The 19,590-nt window shown below is 72.1% G+C and carries 24 protein-coding genes; 8 read left to right on the forward strand and 16 right to left on the reverse strand.

Annotated features, from left to right (window positions below):
• Window positions 1-92 precede the first annotated feature (92 nt).
• Window positions 93-587: a DinB family protein gene (locus MPTA5024_RS17010; protein ID WP_036325047.1), complete on the reverse strand. Its 495-nt coding sequence runs from the start codon at window positions 585-587 to the stop codon at window positions 93-95.
• A gap of 178 nt (window positions 588-765) precedes the next feature.
• Here MPTA5024_RS17010 and MPTA5024_RS17015 point away from each other — a divergent pair, with 178 nt between their 5' ends.
• Complete coding sequence (locus MPTA5024_RS17015; RefSeq protein WP_036326491.1) at window positions 766-1,341, forward strand: YdeI/OmpD-associated family protein; 576 nt, start codon at window positions 766-768, stop codon at window positions 1,339-1,341.
• Between the two features lie 15 nt (window positions 1,342-1,356).
• Here the strand turns inward: MPTA5024_RS17015 and MPTA5024_RS17020 are convergent, their stop codons facing one another.
• The gene (locus tag MPTA5024_RS17020) at window positions 1,357-2,415 is read right to left on the reverse strand and encodes a hypothetical protein (RefSeq protein ID WP_198167195.1); all 1,059 of its coding nucleotides are present in this window, start codon (window positions 2,413-2,415) and stop codon (window positions 1,357-1,359) included.
• Here MPTA5024_RS17020 and MPTA5024_RS17025 point away from each other — a divergent pair.
• A complete protein-coding gene (locus MPTA5024_RS17025) occupies window positions 2,372-2,923 on the forward strand; it encodes a tetrahydrofolate dehydrogenase/cyclohydrolase catalytic domain-containing protein (RefSeq protein WP_084369745.1) in 552 nt (183 codons plus the stop codon). The genes MPTA5024_RS17020 and MPTA5024_RS17025 overlap by 44 nt on opposite strands.
• Here the strand turns inward: MPTA5024_RS17025 and MPTA5024_RS17030 are convergent.
• Window positions 2,838-3,605, reverse strand: coding sequence for a GlxA family transcriptional regulator (locus MPTA5024_RS17030; RefSeq protein ID WP_232326504.1), 768 nt, complete (start codon window positions 3,603-3,605; stop codon window positions 2,838-2,840). The genes MPTA5024_RS17025 and MPTA5024_RS17030 overlap by 86 nt on opposite strands.
• Here MPTA5024_RS17030 and MPTA5024_RS44280 point away from each other — a divergent pair.
• Window positions 3,563-3,874: a cupin domain-containing protein gene (locus tag MPTA5024_RS44280; protein WP_036326495.1), complete on the forward strand. Its 312-nt coding sequence runs from the start codon at window positions 3,563-3,565 to the stop codon at window positions 3,872-3,874. The genes MPTA5024_RS17030 and MPTA5024_RS44280 overlap by 43 nt on opposite strands.
• A gap of 11 nt (window positions 3,875-3,885) precedes the next feature.
• Here MPTA5024_RS44280 and MPTA5024_RS39690 read toward each other — a convergent pair whose 3' ends face one another.
• From MPTA5024_RS39690 to MPTA5024_RS17065, 6 genes are all read right to left on the reverse strand, one after another.
• Window positions 3,886-5,646 carry a ferritin-like domain-containing protein gene (locus tag MPTA5024_RS39690; RefSeq protein WP_084369746.1) on the reverse strand — a complete coding sequence of 587 codons (1,761 nt, stop codon included), beginning with the start codon at window positions 5,644-5,646 and terminating at the stop codon, window positions 3,886-3,888.
• Between the two features lie 26 nt (window positions 5,647-5,672).
• Window positions 5,673-5,903, reverse strand: coding sequence for a hypothetical protein (locus MPTA5024_RS17045; RefSeq protein ID WP_036325052.1), 231 nt, complete (start codon window positions 5,901-5,903; stop codon window positions 5,673-5,675).
• Between the two features lie 61 nt (window positions 5,904-5,964).
• Entirely contained in the window at window positions 5,965-6,402 is a 438-nt protein-coding gene (locus tag MPTA5024_RS17050) for a cupin domain-containing protein (protein WP_036325054.1), read from the reverse strand.
• Between the two features lie 40 nt (window positions 6,403-6,442).
• Window positions 6,443-7,198 carry an SDR family oxidoreductase gene (locus tag MPTA5024_RS17055; RefSeq protein WP_036325056.1) on the reverse strand — a complete coding sequence of 252 codons (756 nt, stop codon included), beginning with the start codon at window positions 7,196-7,198 and terminating at the stop codon, window positions 6,443-6,445.
• Window positions 7,199-7,246: 48 nt separating this feature from the next.
• A complete protein-coding gene (locus MPTA5024_RS17060) occupies window positions 7,247-8,470 on the reverse strand; it encodes a low temperature requirement protein A (protein ID WP_051458269.1) in 1,224 nt (407 codons plus the stop codon).
• A 178-nt stretch (window positions 8,471-8,648) separates the two neighbouring features.
• Window positions 8,649-9,368: an alpha/beta fold hydrolase gene (locus MPTA5024_RS17065; RefSeq protein ID WP_036325058.1), complete on the reverse strand. Its 720-nt coding sequence runs from the start codon at window positions 9,366-9,368 to the stop codon at window positions 8,649-8,651.
• A gap of 249 nt (window positions 9,369-9,617) precedes the next feature.
• On the opposite strand from MPTA5024_RS17065, the gene MPTA5024_RS17070 reads away from it, so the two are divergent.
• Entirely contained in the window at window positions 9,618-10,253 is a 636-nt protein-coding gene (locus tag MPTA5024_RS17070) for a sigma factor (RefSeq protein WP_051458270.1), read from the forward strand.
• A 15-nt stretch (window positions 10,254-10,268) separates the two neighbouring features.
• Here the strand turns inward: MPTA5024_RS17070 and MPTA5024_RS17075 are convergent, their stop codons facing one another.
• The 4 genes from MPTA5024_RS17075 to MPTA5024_RS17090 are packed head-to-tail and all read right to left on the reverse strand — an operon-like array spanning window position 10,269 to window position 13,266.
• On the reverse strand, window positions 10,269-11,249 hold the full coding sequence (locus MPTA5024_RS17075) for an aldo/keto reductase (RefSeq protein WP_036325060.1): 981 nt from the start codon (window positions 11,247-11,249) through the stop codon (window positions 10,269-10,271).
• A gap of 16 nt (window positions 11,250-11,265) precedes the next feature.
• Window positions 11,266-12,030 (reverse strand): SDR family NAD(P)-dependent oxidoreductase, encoded by a 765-nt coding sequence (locus MPTA5024_RS17080; RefSeq protein WP_036325062.1) that lies wholly within the window; start codon window positions 12,028-12,030, stop codon window positions 11,266-11,268.
• Window positions 12,031-12,070: 40 nt separating this feature from the next.
• Window positions 12,071-12,508, reverse strand: a complete 438-nt coding sequence (locus MPTA5024_RS17085; protein WP_051458271.1) for a VOC family protein — start codon at window positions 12,506-12,508, stop codon at window positions 12,071-12,073.
• A complete protein-coding gene (locus tag MPTA5024_RS17090; protein ID WP_036325064.1) occupies window positions 12,505-13,266 on the reverse strand; it encodes an SDR family NAD(P)-dependent oxidoreductase in 762 nt (253 codons plus the stop codon). The genes MPTA5024_RS17085 and MPTA5024_RS17090 overlap by 4 nt, the downstream gene beginning before the upstream one ends.
• Window positions 13,267-13,416: 150 nt before the next feature.
• Here MPTA5024_RS17090 and MPTA5024_RS17095 point away from each other — a divergent pair, with 150 nt between their 5' ends.
• Entirely contained in the window at window positions 13,417-14,028 is a 612-nt protein-coding gene (locus tag MPTA5024_RS17095) for a TetR/AcrR family transcriptional regulator (protein ID WP_198167197.1), read from the forward strand.
• Window positions 14,029-14,046: 18 nt separating this feature from the next.
• Here the strand turns inward: MPTA5024_RS17095 and MPTA5024_RS17100 are convergent, their stop codons facing one another.
• Window positions 14,047-15,366 (reverse strand): APC family permease, encoded by a 1,320-nt coding sequence (locus tag MPTA5024_RS17100; RefSeq protein WP_051458272.1) that lies wholly within the window; start codon window positions 15,364-15,366, stop codon window positions 14,047-14,049.
• 55 nt (window positions 15,367-15,421) lie between these two features.
• Between MPTA5024_RS17100 and MPTA5024_RS17105 the strand changes: the two genes are divergently transcribed.
• Genes MPTA5024_RS17105 through MPTA5024_RS17115 form a run of 3 tightly spaced genes read left to right on the forward strand, consistent with a single transcriptional unit; the run spans window position 15,422 to window position 17,212 of the window.
• The gene (locus tag MPTA5024_RS17105; RefSeq protein WP_036325066.1) at window positions 15,422-16,198 is read left to right on the forward strand and encodes an arsenate reductase/protein-tyrosine-phosphatase family protein; all 777 of its coding nucleotides are present in this window, start codon (window positions 15,422-15,424) and stop codon (window positions 16,196-16,198) included.
• Window positions 16,195-16,593, forward strand: coding sequence for a VOC family protein (locus MPTA5024_RS17110; protein ID WP_036325068.1), 399 nt, complete (start codon window positions 16,195-16,197; stop codon window positions 16,591-16,593). Before MPTA5024_RS17105 ends, MPTA5024_RS17110 begins: the two co-directional genes overlap by 4 nt.
• Window positions 16,594-16,630: 37 nt before the next feature.
• Complete coding sequence (locus tag MPTA5024_RS17115) at window positions 16,631-17,212, forward strand: GNAT family N-acetyltransferase (protein WP_051458273.1); 582 nt, start codon at window positions 16,631-16,633, stop codon at window positions 17,210-17,212.
• Between the two features lie 23 nt (window positions 17,213-17,235).
• Here the strand turns inward: MPTA5024_RS17115 and MPTA5024_RS17120 are convergent, their stop codons facing one another.
• Window positions 17,236-19,044 (reverse strand): ABC transporter ATP-binding protein, encoded by a 1,809-nt coding sequence (locus MPTA5024_RS17120; RefSeq protein WP_036325070.1) that lies wholly within the window; start codon window positions 19,042-19,044, stop codon window positions 17,236-17,238.
• Complete coding sequence (locus MPTA5024_RS17125; protein WP_051458274.1) at window positions 19,041-19,589, reverse strand: peroxiredoxin family protein; 549 nt, start codon at window positions 19,587-19,589, stop codon at window positions 19,041-19,043. Before MPTA5024_RS17125 ends, MPTA5024_RS17120 begins: the two co-directional genes overlap by 4 nt.
• Window position 19,590 lies beyond the last annotated feature (1 nt).

Consider the following 19,590-nt stretch of genomic DNA (forward strand, 5'->3'; position numbering starts at 1 on the left):
CGGCTGACCCTTCGACGACGGCCTGCCGGCATACGATGATCGTGCCAACCCCAGTGCTGACAATGGCCCTGGGGCCTTCAGGACCGGCGAGATCAGCGGCCGGTCACGCCGTCGATGAGTTCGCGCAGGATGTCGGCGTGCCCGGCGTGCCGTACGGTTTCGCTGGTCATGTGGGCGAGCACCCAGCGAAGCGTAAGGGGCTGGTCGGCCACTGGATGTGAGGTGCGGACGTCGAGGCCGTCGGCGGCACGGATGTGCGCGTCGCTCTCGGCGATGGCCGCCCGGTAGTCGGCGATGACCTGATCCGCGCCCCGATCGGGCGCGACCTGCATGCCGAAGTCGACATCGGCGTACCGCGGGTCACCGGCCAGCGTGTACCCGAACCAGTATCGCTCGGCGTCGGTCAGGTGCTGAACCAGCCCCAGAAGCGTCGTGTCCGACACGACCAGACGCCGCCGCACCTGCTCCTCGTCCAAGCCGTCGACCTTTTTCAGCACACACGACCGGGCGAACGACAGAAACGCCAGTGCCGTGTCCAGCTCGCCGCCGTCGTTGAGTGGCACGCGTTCGCGTTGCGATTCGAGCATGGTCGCAACCCTATGGCTCGGTCGTGCCCCTACGGTGTCCTGCCCTGACGAACATCCCAGGAGGTGATGCGTCAAGACGCTGGTTGAGCCGGCTGAGAGCCCTGCGGGTCTCTGGGCTCGGGATCTGGGTAGACGTCCATGGTCAAGGCATCTGACGCCGCCATGGTTCACTTCTGTGGTGAGTCGCGAGTTGGAAACTCTCTCGTTCCCGTCGGCCGCGGAGTTGGAAGCATGGCTCGCTGTCAACCATGCCACTTCGGCTGGGATCTGGCTCAAGCTCGACAAGAAGGTGGCGGGCCGACGATCACTGACCTATGCCGAGGCGCTTGACGTGGCGCTGTGCTTCGGCTGGATCGACGGGCAGAAGGCCAAGTTCGACGACGAGCACTGGCTGCAGCGCTTCACCCCTCGCAGGCCGGGGAGCAGATGGTCGAAGGTCAACCGCGACAAGGTCACCGCGTTGGTCAACGAGGGCCGGATGAGGCCTTCGGGCCTGCTGGAGATCCAGCGGGCGAAGGAGGACGGCCGCTGGGACGCGGCGTACGACGGATCGCGGACCGCCACCGTCCCCGAAGACCTGGCCCGCGCCCTGGCTGAGAATCCTGCCGCGGAGGAGTTCTTCGCAACGCTGGACAGCCGCAATCGTTACGCGGTGCTGTATCGCGTGCAGGACGCCAAGAAGCCTGAGACCCGCGCACGCCGTATCGAGCAGTACGTCTCCATGCTGGCCGAGCAGCGGAAGATCTATCCCTGATCCGCGGTCACCGTCTCAGCGGACGAAGGCCCAGATCGAACCGCTGCCGCCCGAAGGCGCCGCGCCGACCGCCCAGACGGAACCGCTCTCCGGCTGGATGGCGAGGTCGCGGACGGACGCGTTCTTGTTCCGCGGAGCCGGGAAAGCGCCCGGCTCGACACTGTCGACGCCGATGTGCAGAAACGCGCTGCCTCCGCCCTTGGCGTCGTAGACGACCCAGGCCCCGCCTCTGCCGTCCGGCTCCGCCTGGGCGCGAGGCTGGATGCCCGGTTCAGCGCGGACCTCGACGTTCCATCCGCCCAGGTAGCCGTACAGCAGCAACGTCTCACCGCAGTAGGAGTCCTTCGCGCCGCCGCACGGCCAGGCGACCCAGCCGACGGCCATCACCCGGCCGGTCTCGCCGTCGATCGCGACATCCGTCAGCTCCGAGAGCTGGCCCGGGTGTGCGGTCGGAATCGCCGGAAGAGTAACCGCGCGCCAGGCCGTGCCGGTCCAGCGGGCCAGAGCCGCCCTGCCCCGCACCGAGCCCGCCGCCCACGCGCCGTCGAGTCCTTTGACCACGATCGGCGTCTGGACCTTGCGCCACACCGACCCGACCAGGCGCCGCAGCGTGGACTGTGCCTTCCACCCGGTGTCACCGGTCGCGGGGAACGCGTTCGCGTTCTCGATGACCCACAGATTCCTGCCGCTGGAGTACGCCCGATCCACCCGGCCGTAGCGCCACCGCTTGACCTGCCAGCGCTTGCCGTCCCACAGGGCGTACCGCGACGCGCCGAACGCCCAGACCCTGGTGTCGGACGCCGACGTCAGCCGCTTCACCCGGAAGCCCGGCCCGATGACACGCTTGAAGGTGGTCCGGCCCTTCAGCAGCAGCGACTCGGTGCCGCCCGCTCCGCGGCGCCTCGTCCCGGCGACCCAGGCCGCCCCACCCGGCGTCACCGTCACCGCGTCGTAGGAGTCGCGGCGGTCGTCATGGACGACATTCCACTGACCGGCCGGCGCCACGGCGTCGGCGGCGGCCGGCACCGCGGTGACGAAGAACGCGACGGCTGCGGCGGTCCCGCGCAACAACACTCCCATAAAGGATGAGACGCGCCTTTCATGGGAAAAGTTGGCATGCGGCCGGGTGGGCATCGACTCCCGGTACGTGCGCATGCCGGCCACGACCACCACGGCAGAGCTGATCGACAGCATCGGCTCCTTGTCGGAAGATCCCGACGTGCACGGAATCCTGCTGCAGCATCCAGTGGGCGAGCACATCGACGAACGAGCCGCATTCGAGGCCATCGCACCGGGCAAGGACGTCGACGGAGTCACGATGCATTCCTTCGCCGCCATGAGCTTCGGCTTGCCCGGCTTCGTCTCCTGTACTCCGGGCGGCATCATGCGCCTTCTGGACGACTACGACGTCGACGTGGCCGGCAAGCACCCGGTCGTGGTCGGCCGAAGCGCGATCCTGGGCAGGCCGGCCGGGATGCTCCTGCTCGGCCGCGAACTCATGGTGACGAAACCCCGGCGCCCCCGTCGCGGCCCATCCGGAACGTCCGGCGGTAGGCGCCCGGCGTCGTGCCGAGAGTGGTGAGGAAGCGCCTGCGGAGGTTGGTGGCCGAGGAGAGGCCGACGCGGCGGGCGACGGCGTCCAATGGGAGGTCGGAGGACTCCAGCAGGTCCCGGGCCGTGGCGATCCGCTGGGCGAGCAGCCACTGGCCCGGGCTGGTGCCGAGCTGATCGGCGAAGCGCCGGGCGAGGGTACGCGTCGAGACGCCCGCGTGGGCGGCCATGCTCTCGATGGTCAGGGGTTCGCCGATTCTCTCGGTGATCCACTCCATCAGCGGTGCGAGCGTCCCGTCGATCTGCGCGGGATGCGGCGGCGCCGAGTACTGCATCTGCCCGCCCTCGCGGTGGGGCGGCATGACCATGGTCCGCGCGATGTGCGCCGCGTATCGGGCGCCCTGGTCGCCGCGCACCAGGTGGAAGCACAGGTCGAGGCCTGCCCCGGCGCCGGCGCTGGTGGCCACGTCACCGTGGTCCACGTACAGCACGTACCGGTCGACGTGGACGCGCGGGAAGCGGGCGGCCAGCTCGCCGGTCAGCGCCCAATGGGTGGTCGCCCGTCGCCCGTCCAGCAGGCCGGCGTACGCCAGCGCGAAGGCACCGGAGCAGATGCCGGCCACCCGCACCCCACGGGCGTGCGCGCGGCGCAGCGCCCGGACGACGGCCCGTGAGGGCGGTTCGTCGACGGGCAGCCAGCCCGGGACGATCACCGTGCCGCCCCGGCATCCGCCTGCGCCCGCTGTGGGCCGGGGATGACGGCGCGAAGGCCTTCGTGCTGGAGATGGACGCGAACACCTGCTGGCAGGGGGTCGACGTCCACGAACCGGGTCCCGAGGAGGTCTTCGTGGTCTCCGGCGTCTTCAACGACGGCGACCGTGACCACCCGGCCGGCACCTTCATCCACGCCGCCGCGGGCTCCTCGCACGTCCCGCAGACGACGACGGGCTGCACGCTGTTCCTCTTCTATCCGGCCGGCTAGATCACCCGTGGTCACGCACTGTCCGCCGGCTCCTCGTGGAAGCCGATCTGCCGGTGGGTGCCGTCGCACAGCGGTTTGTTCGCCGAATGGCCGCAGCGGCACAGGGTCATCCTGGTGCGGGTCTGCAGCGGGCGGCCGTCCGCCCGCAGGACCGGCACTCCACCGGTGACCCACAGCGCGCTGGCCAGCCCGTCCTCCTCCTCCAGGACCGAGACGGCCTGCGGGAGGTCGGGCTCGATCGTGCCGCCTCCGCGTTCGAGGGCGTAGCTGTAGGAGCCGGAGGGGCAGTGGTCGACGCGGCCCATGACGTCCGATCGCACGTCGCTGTCGCCGGTGTCGGGGAGCATCTCGGCGATCGACCTGGTGCGGGCGATGCAGAAGGCGGCGTGGATGCACAGTTCCCCCACCCGCCGGGCCGAGATCCCCGTTCCGTCGTGCACGTGCTGCAGTTCCTCGTACGGCCGGACGTCCGCGGTCTCCGTTCCGTCGAACCCGATCAGCGCGTGGGTCCCGTCACAGAACGGCTTGGAGCCCGAGTGGCCGCAGCGGCACAGGGCGTAGGTGTCCTCGGTCTCCAGCCGTTCGCCGGTCTGCCACGTCAGCGCCTTGCCCTCCGCGGAGACGATCTTCTTCTTCCGCCGGAGGGGGACGCCGCCGTACACCATGTACGGGCCGTCGCGCAGGACGACGATCCGCTGCCGGTCGCCCCTGCTCCAGTGGCGCAGCTCGGGCGGGACGTACTCGAAGGTGGGGCCGGCCGTCGTGCCCCCTTCGTCGGGCATCCGCAGCAAGGCCTGCGCCTGGGCCCTGAGCGCGTACATGGCGCCGGTGGCGACCGCGAGCAGCCGGGGGCTGCCGTTGAACGCCTGCTCGAGCAGGTGCAGGACGGCGCAGTAGGTGTGGTTGAACTCCTCCTGGGCCGTGCGGATCGCGCTGCCCGGCGCGTGGTCGGCCAGTCGCGGGTTGCGCCTCATCGGACGTACGCCGGCGAGGTCCACGGAGATCGCCTCACCGGTGGGCCCGGACCCCGGGGTGTCGCCGCGCCGGTACCGGCGGCCGGCCTTGAGCTCCTGGAACCGGTAGTAGTGCGCGACCTCGTCCCGATCGGGGTGGAAGACGTCCCGGTCGCCGTCCCAGACGTCGCCGCGTCCGGTGCCCTCGCCCTGCTCGACGATCTCCTCGAGCGCCGCCAGCGCGGAGTCCAGGCCGTCGACCGCGATCAGCCGTCCCGCGGTGTGCCGGAAGTGGCCGGCGTTCACCTGGCGGGCCGGATCGCCGCTGAAGACCTCCCGCTCGCCGAGCCGGTCGCACAGATGCCGCAGCCCTTGTTCGATCGCGTCGTAGAACTGCCCGATCGTGGCGTAGCCGTCGCCCTCCGCCGCGGCGCCGGGCGGCGCCGGCTGTTCGATCCGCAGGAACATCTCGAGGGCTTCCGCACCGAAGGGAACCAGCGACAGTTCCAGCGAGGGGTCGCCGTGGGGCAGGGTACGGGGATGCGGAGGCAGCATCCGCGGCGTGTCCAGACGGGGACGGCCGCCGACGGCGTTGAGCAGGTTCGCGGCCAGCGCCAGGTGCAGCATCTCCTCGGCGAAGACGCTGCCCACCACGTCGACGGCCTCCGGGTTGCGCTCCGGGTCGAGTGAGTACAGCGCGCACAGGTACGGCGGCAGGGTCGCGTGTTCCAGCTCGATCGCCCACTGCAGGTGCTCGCGAAGGCTGTCGAGCGTGTCGATCCGGGAGGTGGCGGTCTGCTCCGGTTGTGGCTGTCTCATTCGGGTTCGCCCTCGTGTCTCAGGCGTCATGCGCCGTGGTCGCCGGGCCGGAGGTCCTCCTCCAGCGCCTCGACCGCGTTGACCAGCCCCCGCAGGCCGATCTCCTCGCGCTCGGCGTCCGCCGGGTCGAACAGCCAGTCGGTGACCGGCAGTTCGGCGGCCTCCTCCGGACGGCTCGCCTCGGCCAGGGTCAGTTCGATCTCGACCTCGGCCTTGAGCTCGTACAGGAACTCGTTCTCGCCGTTGGGCGCGCTCATCTCTCCTCCGTACGTGGCATGAGTTAAACGGCTGCGTCGGCAGCCCGTGGTGATGGGACGGTCAGGACGGGCGAGGGGCCCGGCGGTCCGCGCGCCGGGCGAGCTCGTCCTCGTCGACCAGGGTGAGCATCGGCGCGCCCGGCTCGCACAGCATGGTGACGGTGAAGCAGAGCGAAACGTCGTCGCGGTTGTTGCCGTCCTGGTAGTGGATGACGTCGCCGCCCGGCTCCCAGAACGCCTCACCGGCGCGGACGACCCGCTCCGGCTCGCCCTCCAGCTCCAGCAGCATCTCGCCCTCCAGCACGTAGCCGAAGGCCGGGCCGGAGTGCCGGTGCGGCGGCGTGCCGGGGTCGCCGGGTGGATACTCGATGACCACGGTCATCGCGTGGGCGCCCGCAGGGACGAAGGGCGGCTCGGCCTCCTGCAGCACGGTCAGCGCCGTCCGCCACGCGTTCGATCTCGGTGTGGGCCGGCCGGTCGCCGGGTCGATGTCGGACATGGAACGCACCTTTCGTGATCTGACGAAGGGCGAGGACGCGCTACTTCCCGGCGGCGTCCCGGTCGGCCCAGTCGCGGTAGCGGATGGTGCCGAGGGTCGCGCCCTCGTCCGGCACGAGCGACCGCTCACTCAGCTCGCTCCCGAAGTAGTGCGCGTGCTCGTCGGTGACCACCCCGCGAGGATCGCCCCAACCGGCGAGCACGTCGCGGAAGAACTCGTCCATCCGGAACCGCTCGGGTCCGCCGACCTCCACGTGGCCGTTCAGCGGCGCCCCCATCGCCGCCCGGCCGACCGCCTGGGCGACGTCGTCGCCCGCCATGGGCTGGAAGGACACGGGCGCCATCCGGACCGTGCCGCCCTCCGTGGCCTCGTCGGCGATGCCCCTCACGAACTCGAAGAACTGGGTGGCGTGCACGATCGAGAACGGGATCGACGACTTCTCGATCAGCTTCTCCTGGACGACCTTCGCCCGGAAGTAACCGTTCGCGGGCAGCCGCTCCGTTCCCACGATAGACAGCGCGACGTGGTGACCGACACCGGCCGCCGTCTCGGCCGCGAGCAGGTTGCGGGTGGCGGTCTGGAAGAACTCCAGCACCGCGGCGTCCTCGTAGGACGGGGAGTTCGACACGTCGACGACCACCGTCGCGCCCGCCAGCGCCTCGGCCAGCCCTTCCCCCGTGAGGGTGTTCACGCCGGTGTTGGGCGCCGCCGCCAGGGCCTCGTGGCCGTGCTCCCGCAGCCTGGCCACCAGCTTCGACCCGATCAGTCCGGTCCCGCCGACCACCACGAACTTCATGACACACACCTTCCTTTCACCGGCACGCGTGTTGCGGCCGGTCGTCAGCTAAGACAAGGCAGCCTCCGAGCTTGTGACAGCCGGTTCGGATTTCCTCTCCGCGAGCCGGGCACGCCGCCGGGTGGCGGTCGCGATCGTGACGACGACCAGCAGCACGCAGGCCGCCGCGATCCCCGCGACCACGGTGGCCACGCCCACCACGGCCGTGGCGGGCGGCAGCGACATGACGACGACGACGCAGCTGAGAACCGCGACGGGATGGATGACGGGCTCCTCGGCGACGAGCGCGTGCACCGCCCAGAGCAGGGCGAGGAACACGCCGACCGGGATGGCGACCGCGTAGCCGAGCGCCACCGGCGACGCCGCCACCGGGTGCCCGGTCTGCGTCACCGCCACCTCGAGCCCGGCGCCGAGGGCCGCCAGCGCCGCGAAGATGCCGTAGTGGCCGTACCCCCACAGGTACGAGCGGTGACGGCGGTCCCGCAGGCCCTCGCCGGCCTGGACGAGGAAGTACAGCCACCAGAGTGCGAACAGCAGGACGAGGCCGGAGAAGGCGATGACGACGAAGGGCCAGGTGATCCCGTCCGCGTCGAGCGCCCCCTCGACGCCCCGGCTCGCCGCCAGGACGCTCTCGCCGAGCAGGATGATCGTGAACAGGCCGTAGCGCTCGGCGATGTGGTGCGGGTGCCAGGTGGTGGGTTTGACCAGTTCCGCCCACCGGGGCAGCGCGACCTCCATGACGTCCAGGCAGAGGAAGAACGGCAGCGCGCTCCAGGAGGGCAGCGCGCCCGACTCCGCGAGGAGGAAACGGAGTATCCACCCGGTCTGCACGACGGTGATGCCGGCGGCGTAGCGCAGGGCCGTGCGCCGGCTCGCCGGGTCGTCGATGCCGGCCCGCACCCACTGGGCGACCAGCGCCATCCTCATGATGAGGTAGCCCACCGTGACGACGCCGAAGTCGCCGTGACCGGTCGCGGCCGGGACACCGGCGGCGAGGACCAGCACACCGGCCATCTGCACCATGGTCAGCAGCCGGTAGGCGACGTCGTCGGTGTCGTAGGCCGAAGCGAACCACGTGAAGTTCATCCACGCCCACCAGATCGCGAAGAACACCTGGAGGAACGGGACCAGCTCGCCGGGGCTCCGGCCGTCGGCGACGGCGTGCGCGAGCTCGGCGGTGACGGCCGCGACCGCGACCACGAAGGTGAGGTCGAACAGGAGCTCAAGCTGGCTGGAGACGCGGTGCGGCTCGTCGATGGAACGCGCGCTCATCCGGACCCGGATCCGCAGTGTCGTGCTGGCTGGTGGCAAGGTTCGGCTCCCGTCGCTCCCGCGGCTGCTCACGGTGAGAAAGACAGGGCAGCACAGCCATCTGTGACAACGCCGGGCCGGGGTCGTCGTCGGCTCCGAGGCCTCCGGTGGCCGCCGGTGACCTCAGGACGGGACCTCGTCAGGCCGTGACCGCGGTCACGGCCTCGAGGATCGACGCCGTCACGGCGTCGGGCCGGGAGACGCCGATCGCGTGGGACGCGCCGGGCACCTCCCGTACCCCCTTGGCGCCGGCCCGGTCCGCCATGAAGCGGTGCAGGGAGACCGGGATGCACAGGTCCTCGTCGCCGAAGACGAACCACGACGGGATGGATCTCCACGCGGGCGTGTTCGTCCGCAGCCCTCCGGCGAGGGCGATCTCCGTGGCCGGGCGCTGGGTCGCGCTCATCACAGCGGCCAGGCCGGGCGGCACGTCGGCGGCGAACTGCTGGGGGAAGGCGTCCGGCCGTATGGCGAACTCGACGCCGCCGGTGGTGACCGGGTAGGCGGTGAGGGTCTCGCCCAGGGTGCTACCGGGGAGTCTGGTCGACAGCCCGAACGCGGACTCCCCCTGGTCCGGCGCGAAGGCGCAGACGTAGACGAGGCCGGCCACCGTGTCGCTGCGGGCGGCCTCGGTGATCACCATGCCGCCGTACGAGTGACCGACGAGGACGACGGGTGTGCCGATACTCGCGAGCACGTCGCGCACATAGGCGGCGTCGCCCGGGAGGCTCCGCAGCGGGTTGGCGACGGCGACCACCGGCACGTCGTTCGCCTGCAATCGTTCGACGACGCCGCTCCAGCCGGCGGATTCGGCGAAGGCGCCGTGCACGAGAACGACGGTCGGATTCTGCCGGCTCATAATCGCTCCTCTCCGCGGTCAGCTCTCTTTCTATCCGGTCGGGCGGCGCGTCCGCCCCCCAGGCGGCGCCTGCTCGGCCTCGCCCCGACGCCGCCGCGTAATCGGACATTTCCTATCCGGGTATGTTAATCGGACGAAGCATGTCCGAGTTTCGCACTCGGGCGAGTCGTGTGACGGACGGACCTTGACGGGGGTGGACGGAGATGAAGATCGCCGAGATGGACGGCGTGCGCGGACGGAGAGGCGACCATGACGGTCTCCGTGGCCGATGACCGGTCGGCCGGCGGGCTGGAGGCGGCCGCCGCGGCCTTCGTCCCTGTCCGGCCCCGGCTCATCGCGATCGCGCTCCGCGTCCTGAGAGACGTGGGCGAGGCCGAGGACGTGGTGCAGGAGGCGTGGCTCCGATGGGCGCGCACCGACCGCTCGGCCGTCTTGAGTCCGCCCGCGTTCCTCGCGCTGACCACCACCAGGCTGGCCGTCAACGTCGTCCAGTCCGCCCGCAGGCGTCGCGAGACGTCCGCCGGCCTCTGGCTTCCCGAAGCGGCCGACGGCGGCGCGGGCCCTGACACGGCGGCCGAACGACAGGATGCGGTCGACGTGGCGGTCTGGCTGCTGCTGGAGAAGCTGACGCCGGCCGAACGGGCGGTGTACCTCCTCCGTAAGGCGTTCGACTACCCCTACCGGCGAATCTCCGAGATCCTTCACCTGCGTGCGTGCCACACGCGGCAACTCGCTCGGCGCGCCCACGAGCACCTGGCCACGGAGCGACGTCAGCCGGTGAACACCACCGCGCACAGGCGCCTCGTACGGACGTTCCTGGCCGCGGCGCAGACCGGCGACCTCGCAGAGCTGGAAGAGCTTCTCGCCGCCGACGTCATCGGCTAGGGAGCACCGGCCCGGTCAGGAGAACCCGGCGACCGGGTGCGGGACGTACGGGGCCTCGAGCTCGGCGACCTCGTCGTCGGTCAGGACGACGTCCAGCGCCGCCACCGCGTCGTCGAGGTGGCGGGGGTCGGCGGCGCCCACGATCGGGGCGGAGACCACCGGGTTGCGCATCAGCCACGCGAGCGCGACCTGCGCCCGGGGGATGCCCCGCGCGGCGGCGATCGACGCGACTTTCTCGACCACGGCCCTGTCGGCGGCCTCGGTGGCGCCGTACAGGCTGTCGCCGAAGGCGTCGGCCGAGGAGCGGCCGGTCACCGTGCCCCAGTCGCGCGTGAGGCGCCCCCGGGCAAGCGGGCTCCACGGGATGACGCCGATGCCCTGGTCGGCGCACAGGGGCAGCATCTCGCGCTCCTCCTCGCGGTTCAGCAGGTTGTAGTGGTTCTGCATGGACACGAAGCGCGCCCACCCGTTCATCTTCTGGAGGTACAGCGCCTTCGCGAACTGCCAGGCGTACATGGACGAGGCGCCGATGTAGCGGACCTTGCCGGACTTCACCACGTCGTGCAGGGCCTCGAGGGTCTCCTCCATGGGGACCTTCGGGTCCAGACGGTGGATCTGGTAGAGGTCGATGTAACCGGTGCTGAGGCGGGTGAGGCTGGCGTCGACCTCGGTGAGGATCGCCTTCCGGGACAGTCCGCCGCCGTTCGGGCCGGGCCGCATGGTGCCGTGGACCTTGGTCGCGATGACGACCTCGTCGCGGCGGGCGAAGTCCCTGACGGCGCGCCCGAGGATCTCCTCGCTGGAGCCGGCCGAGTAGACGTTCGCGGTGTCGAAGAAGTTGACGCCCGCGTCGATCGCCTGCCGGAGGATCGCCCGTCCCTCCTCCTCGGGCATGCTCCAGGAGGGGTAGCCGCGTTCCGGTTCGCCGAAGGTCATGCAGCCCAGGCAGATCGGGGAGATGTCGAGGCCGGTGGTGCCCAGCTTCACGTATTCCATGGTCGGTCCCTTTCCTTCACCAGGTCTGCTCGGCGGCGCGCACGAGAATCTCGTTGACGGCGACCCTGCGGTCCCGGGTCACGATGTACGACACGGCGTCGGCGACGTCCTCGGGGCGCAGCAGTTCCATGCCCTCGATCTGGCGCTCGATGGCCTGCCGCACGCCGTCGCGGAGGTGCGTGCTCAGCTCGGTGTCCACGGTGCCGGGCTCGACCACGCTCACCCGGAGGCGCTTGGGCACCGCCTCCTGGCGCAGGGCCTCGGTGAACCCGTTCACCCCGAACTTGGTGAGGTTGTAGACGGCCGTCCCGGGCCGCGCCACCCGGCCAGCGGTGGAGCTGATGTTGACGAGGTCCGCCACCCGCCGCGGGGAGTCCTCGGCCGCGCTGAGGAGGTGCGGCAGGGCGGCGTGGGTGACGTACAGGAGCCCCTGGACGTTGACCGCGAGCATGTGCTCCCACTCCTCGATCGGGGAGTCGACGGCCTGCCCGACGCCCATGAAGCCGGCGTTGTTGACGAGCGTGTCCAGGCGGCCGAGCCCGGCGACCACGCTCTCCACGGCCGTCACGGCCTGCCGCCGGTCGGTGATGTCGGCCTCCACGACCAGGGCGGTCCCGCCGCCGGCCCGTACCGCGTCCGCGACCTGCTCCAGCCTGTCGCGTCGCCGTCCGAGTACGGCGACGGCCGCGCCCTCCGCGGCGAGGGCGCGGGCGGTCGCCTCGCCGATGCCGCTGCCGGCGCCGGTCACCAGCGCCACCGTGTCCTGCAGTCGTCCGGTCATGATGTCTCTCCTCCGTGTGTCGTGGTCGTGGGTGACCTGGTCAGTGGGTGTGGTGCAGCAGCTCGACGAGGTTGCCCTCGGGGTCGGCCAGGTAGGCGAAGCGGATCCCGGGCCGCCGGGCCGGCGCCGGCGCGGAGACCGGGCGGGCGCCGCAGGCGACAGCGGTGGCGACGGCCGCGTCCAGGTCGTCGACGGTCAGGGCCCAGTGGAAGTAGCCCTGGGTGCCGGCGGCCTCGACGGGGTCCGCGAAGTGCCGCGACGCCGAGCCGGCGCGCTCGGTGAGCTCGATCCCGGTACGGCCGGCGCCGGCGAGGAGCGCCATCCGGATGCCGGCGTCGGGGATCTCCGTCCGGTACTCCTCGTGGAAGCCGAACGCCTCGATGTAGAAGCGGCACTGCCGGTCGAGATCGGCGACGGACAGCCCGACGTGGTCGAACGAGGGCGCGGTCACGGCGTGCCGCGTCGTCCTGCCGCTCATCGGGCCGTGTATCCGCCGTCGACCGGGAGGGCCGCGCCGGTGACGAAGCTGGATCGGCCGGAGCACAGCCACAGGACGGCGTCGGCGATCTCCCGGGGTTCGGCGATCCTGCCGATGGGGTGGGCGGCCACACGGGCGGCCAGCACGTCCGGCGAACGCCCCTCGGCGATCAGCGGGGTGTCGACCAGGCCGACGACCAGGGCGTTGACCCGGATGCCGTCCGGTCCGTAGTCGAGTGCGGCCGTCCTGGTCAGTCCGATGACGCCGTGCTTGGCCGCGGCGTACCCGGCGAAGCCGGCCACTCCGACGACGCTCGCTCCCGAACCGATGTTGACGATGGATCCGAAGCCCTGCGCCCGCATCCGGCGCAGCTCGTACTTCATGGACAGGAACGTTCCGCGCAGATCGACGGCGATCATGCGGTCGAAGGTCTCGGTGGGATAGTCGGCCGTCTTCCGCGTATCGTCGCCGCCGCTGATCCCGGCGCTGTTGACCCCGAAATCCAGTCGCCCGGAGTCGCCGGCCGCCACCTGGACGGCCCGCGCGACCGACTCCTCGTCGCTGACGTCGCACTCCACGAGGCGGGCGGCGCCGCCGGCCTCGGTGATCGTCCGTACGGTCTCCTCCAGGCTGGAGACCGTGCGCCCGGCGACCGTCACGGTGCAGCCGGCGGCGGCCAGCGCGAGTGCCGAGGCCCGGCCGATGCCGGTTCCGCCGCCGGTGACCAGCGCGGTGGTGCCCTCGAAAAACCGATCCATGATCTTCTACCTCTTCTCCTGCCCCGCCCTCGGCTCTCCCGCGGCTCGCAGGGGAGCCCCATGCGCGGTAGCCTTGTATCCGGAACCGGTTCCGCTTCGAGACCATAACCGGAACCGGTTCCGCTTGCAAGCCGACGGGAAGGGATGGGATTGACCGGCACCAGCACCGGCACCGGCACCAGCACCCGCGACGGCGACGGCGCGCGGCAGCCACGGCCGCTGCGCGCCGACGCGCAACGCAACGAGGACCGGCTGCTCAAGGCCGCGGCGGCCGCCTTCGCCCGCGACGGCGCCGGCGCCTCCGTCAAGGACATCGCCCGCGAGGCCGGCGTCGGCGTCGGCACGCTCTACCGCCGGTTTCCCTCGAAGGAGCTGCTGATCGAGGCGATGTACCGGCACGAAGTGCGGCTCCTGTGCGAGGCCGCGCCCGAGCTCGCGGCCGCGCTGCCCCCGGCCGACGCGCTGCGGACCTGGATGGCGCGCTTCATCGACTTCATGGCCGCCAAGCACGGCATGGCCGAGGCGCTCCGCGTGGTGCTGACCGACGAGGGCGAGCGGCTGCAGACCCGCGCCGACCTGGCCGAGGCGATGGGCCGCCTTCTCGCGGCCGGAGCGGACGAGGGGGTCACGCGGGCGGAGGTGAGGGCACAGGACGTCCTGATGGCGCTCGGCGGAATCAGCGTCATGGCCGGCACCGAGCAGGATCCCGGCCTCGCCGAAAAGCTCATCGACCTCCTCCTGCACGGCGTCCTGAGGGGCTGAACGGCCACCCTGCGAGGCTCACCTGCCGGATGCGGTCTCCGGTGCCCGGCGTCGCAGGATCACCCACCGCCCGGCGAGCCCGACGGCGAACATGGCCGCGCCCGCGACCACGGACGGCCAGGGCAGGGTGACGACCAGGGTCAGGCATCCGGCGACGCCGAGCAGGTTGAGCCGGCGCGGCCAGCGGCGGTCGGCGGCGGGCTGCGTGAACGCGGAGGCGTTGGCCACGGCGTAGTAGACGAGGACGCCGAACGAGGAGAAGCCGATCACGCCGCGCAGGTCGGCGACGGCCACCAGGACGCCGACGACGACCGCGAGGGCGATCTCGGCGTGGTGCGGCACCCGGTACCGCGGATGGACGGCCGCGAGCCTGCCGGGCAGATCGCGATGGCGGGCCATCGCCAGGGTGGTGCGTCCGATGCCCGCGATCAGGGCGAGCAGCGCGCCCAGCGCCGCCAGCGCGGCGCCCACCCGTACCACCGGGGCCAGGACGCCCGCGCCCGCCGCCTCGACCGCGGTCGTCAGCGGTGCGGTCGAGGCGGCCAGCCGGCCGGGCCCGGCGGCCAGCAGCGCCGCCACCCCGACCACCAGGTAGACGGCCACCGCGATGAACAGGGCGGCCGGGATCGCGCGGGGAATGGTGCGGCGCGGATCGCGGACCTCCTCCCCCATGGTGGCGATGCGGGCGTAACCGGCGAAGGCGAAGAACAGCAGCCCCGCAGCCTGGAGGACGCCGTAGGCGCCGCCCGTGCCCAGGGCGGCCCAACCGCCCAGACGCGCGGTGCCCGCGTGCCCGCCCAGCGCGATACCCGCAACCAGGACGGCCAGGGCGGTCAGGCTGGTGGCGACGAGCACGCGGGTGAGCAGGGCGGTCCTGGTCACGCCGCGGTAGTTGAGCGCGGTCAGTCCGAACACGGCCGCGACGGCGGCGGCGCGCTGCGCCCACCACGGGCCCGGTACCGCGTAGGAGGCGAAGGTGAGCGCCATGGCGGCGCACGAGGCGGTTTTGCCGACCACGAAGCCCCAGCCGGCCGTGAACCCCCACCAGTCGCCGAGGCGCTCGCGGCCATAGATGTAGGTGCCGCCGGAGGTGGGGTACGCCGCAGCGAGTTGCGCGGAGGCGACCGCGTTGCAGTACGCGATCACCGCGGCGATCACCAGCCCGGCCAGCAGACCCGTGCCTGCGGCGCGGGCGGCCGGGCCGAACGCGGCGAACACACCCGCCCCGATCATCGACCCGAGCCCGATCACCACCGCGTCGCCCGTGCCCAGCCGGCGTGCCAGGCGGTCGTCGCGGTCCGCCCCCGGTACGCCGGCGGCCTCCGGCTGGGATGCCATCCCGCACCTCCCGGGGAGCTGTTCCATCAAACTGGTTTGATGTATCGTCCGGGGCATGGCGTCGTCGAGTCAAGTCGCCCCGGCCTTCGTCCGCCTGGCCGCCCACCCGCTGCGCTGGCGGCTGCTGGCCGAGCTGGCCACCGGCGACCTGCGCGTCCGCGAGCTGACGACGCTGGTGGGCGCGCCGCAGAACCTGGTCTCCTACCATCTGCGGCTGCTGCGCGACGGCGGCCTCGTGGCGGCCACCCGCAGCAGCCACGACGGTCGCGACAGCTACTACCGGCTCGACCTGGACCGGTGCGCCCAGGCCGTGGCCGGCGCCGGCGCCGCCCTGCATCCGGCGCTGGGCCACCTCGCCCCGCCACCGGCGCCCCCGGCGGGCGGGCACGGGTGGCCGCGTCTCGCGGTGCTGTTCGTGTGCACGGGCAACAGCGCCCGCTCGCCGATCGCGGAAGCGCTGCTGCGCCACCACACGTCCGGCGGCGTGACCGTGGCGAGCGCCGGCAGCCGGCCCAGGCAGCGGATGCATCCCGATGCCGTACGGGTGCTGCGGGAGCGGTACGGCATCGACATCGGCGACCTGCGGCCCCGCCATCTGGACACGGTGCGGGATCGCCGGTTCGACTCCGTGATCACCCTGTGCGACCGGGCCCGCGAAGTCTGCCCCGAGTTCGGCGACCACGCGCGGCGCGTCCACTGGAGCATCCCCGACCCGGCCTCCGGCGACCCCACCGAGAGCCGGGCCGCGTTCACCCGCACGGCCGCGGACATCGACCGCCGCGTCCGCCACCTCCTGCCCGTCCTCGCCCAGACATCGGAGGCCCATCCATGACCGCATCCGACCGGCACGCCGGCGTCCGCTACGTCGTCGACGACGTCCAAGCCGGGGTCGACTTCTACACCACCCACCTCGGCTTCACCGTGAACAGCTCCTCCCCGGCGTTCGCCGACGTGGTGCGCGGGCCGCTCCGGCTGCTGCTGTCCGGACCCGCCAGCTCCGGCGCCCGCGCCACCCCTCCCGACGCCGGCGGCGCCGGCCGCAACCGCATCCACCTGAACGTCGACGACCTGGACGCCGAGATCGCCCGGCTGCGCGCCGCCGGCCTGTCGTTCCGCACCGAGGTGGTCGCCGGACCCGGCGGGCGTCAGATCCTGCTCGCCGACCCCGCGGGCAATCTGGTCGAGCTGTTCCAGCCCGCCCACCGGCCCGGCGCCCCCACCCCCTGACCGCGACCGGTACCCGAGTGCCGATACGGTGCGGCCCATGCGTGGCGATGAAATCCCGGCCGCCCGGCCGGACTCCAGGGTGGTCCTGCGTCCCCTCACCGGCGGCGACCAGGACGAGTTCCTCGACCTGGTGGAAGCCAGTGCCGGCCTGCACCACCCCTGGATGTCGCTCCCCGCGACCCCCGAGCAGTTCGAGGCGTACCTCGCGCGGTACGAGAAGCCCGACGAGGAGGCGTTGCTCGTCTGCGTGCGCGGCACGGGAGCGATCGCCGGCGTCGTGACGATCAACAGCATCATCCGGGGACGGTTCCAGTCCGCCTCCCTCGCGTACGCGGCCTTCGCCCCCAGCGCCGGCCAGGGCTACATGACCGAGGGACTCGACCTGGTGGTGCGCCACGCCTTCCAGCGGTTGCGGCTCCACCGGCTCGAGGCCCAGATCCAGCCCGGCAACCACGCGTCCCTCGGGCTGGTCCGGCGGGCCGGTTTCCGCCACGAGGGGCGCTCGCCCGAGCTCCTGTTCATCGACGGCGCCTGGCGCGACCACGAACGGTGGGCCATCACCACCGGCATGGTCGACGTCGGGCCGGTCGACCCCCATCCCACCCTGCCCGCACGCTGAGTCACGGGGGAGCACCCCCCGGCTCAGGGCGCGGTGAGCTGGAAATCGGCCGCCTGGCGGGTGAACAGGCGGGCGTACGCGCCGCCGAGCTTCATCAACTCGTCGTGGGTGCCCTGCTCGGCGATCCGGCCGTCGTCGAGGACGACGATGTGGTCCGCGCCGCGCACGGTGTTGAGGCGATGGGAGATGAGGAGGCAGGTGCGGCCGGCGCGCTGGTCGCGCAGCCGCTGGTGGACGGCGTGCTCGGCCTCGGGGTCGAGCCCCGAGCTGGGCTCGTCGAGGATGAGCAGGTCAGCGGTGTCGGCGCGGAGGAGGGCGCGGGCGAGGGCGACGCGCTGCCACTGCCCGCCCGACAGGAGCACGCCCTGGCCGGAATCCCCGTCGGGGTCGGAGGCGAAGAACCGCGACAGGATGGTGTCGTAACCGCGGGGCAGGCCGGCCAGCTTGTCGTGGATGTCCGCTCGCCTGGCCGCCTCCTGAATCCGTTCCGGCCGGTCGAGCGCGTCGATGTCGCCGACGGCGATGTTCTCCGCCGCGGTGAGGTCGTAGGCCATGTGATCCTGGAACACGGCTCCGATCCGGCGGCGTAGCCCGGTGACGCGCAGGTCGCGCAGGTCGGTTCCGTCCCAGCGGACGCTGCCGAGCTCCGGGTCGTACAGGCGGCACAGGAGCTTGACGACCGTGCTCTTGCCGGCGCCGTTGAGGCCGACCAGGGCCATGCTCCGCCCGTACGGGATGGTCAGGTTCAGGCCGCGGAGCACGTACGGATGGTCGTCGTCGTACCGGAACCACACGTCGCGCAGTTCGATGCCCCGCCGCAGCGGCGCCACCTCGCCACCGGCGGCGGGCTCCGGCAGGTCGGGCCCGACGGTCACGATGTGGGCGTAGTGGCCGACCAGGTCGAGTGCCTCGTTCAGGTGGGCCAGCCGGATCACCACGCCGGACAGGGACGACTGCGTGCCCGCCACGGCGGCCGTGAGGACGGCCAGGTCGCCGATGCCGGCCTCGCCCGCCGAAATCCGGGCGACGAGGACGATCAGTGCGCCCCCCGCGATGATCGTGCTGAGGGCGGTCAGCGCCCCGTTGTAGCGGATGGCCGTCAGGTCCATCCGGCGGTCCGCCCGGTGCTCGGCGGCGAGCGCGTCCAGCATGCGTCCGCGCAGGAAGCCGCCGATGCCGAACAGCCGGATCTCCTTGGCCGCCCGGTGGTCGAGCATCAGCGTCTGGTAGAACATCCGGCGGCGTTCCGCGGGGGCCATCTCCCAGCGCAGACGCGCGCGCCGACGGCCGAGCCGGAGCTGGACGATCAGCTCGGGCACGGAGGCCGCCGCCACGACGGCGGCCAGCGGCGGGCTGAGCGTGGCGAGGGCGGCGAGGAGCCCGGTGATGGTCATGCCGCTGCGCACCACGCCGAGCGCCGACTCGGTGACGAGCTGCGGTGCGGTCTGGGCGGACTGCTGGGCCATCTGGAGCCGGTCGTGGAACCCCGGGTTCTCCAGCCTGGTCAGTCCCTGCATCCGGCACACCGCGGCGAACAGCTCGTCGCTGGTGTGCCAGGTGATGCGGCGCTGCTGTTCCCTCTGGACGTACCCGGACAGGTGGGGCAGCAGCGCGGTCAGGGCTCCGAGCGCCGCCATCGCGGCGGCCGCCGGGGTCGTCGACGGGCCCGTCCCGGCGGTCAGGCGATCGATCAGGACCTTGGTGAGCCAGGTGATCGCGACGGGGGAGGCGCCGCCCAGGACCGCCATGACGAGCTGGGACAGGGCGAGTGCGGGTCCGGCGCGCCAGACGAGCGCCAGGGTGAGCCGCAGCGGCTCGAGCCGCGACCTCACGCCGATCGGGCCGGGGCCGGCACGGCCGGCAGCTCCGGCTTCAGGCCGCTGGCTTCGACGGTTCCGTCGGGGCCGACCAGGAAGAACGACGGGAAGGCCGCGATCGCGAACGCGTCGGCCATCGCCCCGCCCTCGCTCTCCACGACGACGCTCACCTCGTCCGTCAGCGCGGCGAGCAAACCGGCGGACTCCTGTTCGCCCTCCACGACCACCGCCAGCACCCGCATCCCGTCGGATGCGGCGGCGTGTGCCGTCTCGACGAAGGCGGGCGCCTTCGGCAGGCAGTGCGGGCAGTCGGTGCTGAAGAACCCGACGAAGGTGCGCTCGCCCGCGAAGTCGTCCGCGGTGACCTTCGTGTCCGTCACCGTGACCGCGGAGAAGGCCGGGACCTCGGCGCCCACGGCGAGTCCGAAAGTCCGGGGAGCCCTCGCGGCACGTGACTCCTCGGAGAGGGTCCGGAGCTTCCTGATGACCGCGCCGGTCAGGAGCAGGTTCACCAGGACGAGCCCGCCGAGCAGGATGACGGCGGCGACCAGGACGGCCATG

The organism is Microbispora sp. ATCC PTA-5024 (assembly GCF_000511135.2).
Lineage (GTDB): Bacteria > Actinomycetota > Actinomycetes > Streptosporangiales > Streptosporangiaceae > Microbispora > Microbispora corallina.